General features: G+C 64.0%; 1 pseudogene. It reads left to right on the forward strand.

The window, feature by feature from the left end:
- Positions 1 to 258: pseudogene (locus tag SB717_RS37425) on the forward strand (hypothetical protein); the annotation flags it as partial.

Here is a 258-nt window from a genome sequence, read left to right on the forward strand (position 1 = left end):
GTTCGTCTTCGGGATCCTGCTGATGGGGGTCCTGGTGGTCCGCAAGGTCCGCGGTGGCCTGCTCATCGGGATCGTCGTCACCACCATCCTGGCGATGATCATCGAGCAGATCGCCGATCTCGACTCGACGGTGACGGACCCCAAGGGATGGAGCCTGAACATCCCGGAGATCCCCAGTTCGATCGGTGACGTGCCCGACCTGAGCCTCGTCGGTGACGTCGACCTGTTCGGTGCCTTCACCCGGATCGGCGTGCTGTC

The sequence above is a fragment of the Priestia sp. SIMBA_032 genome, assembly GCF_046535215.1.
GTDB lineage: Bacteria > Bacillota > Bacilli > Bacillales > Bacillaceae_H > Priestia > Priestia aryabhattai.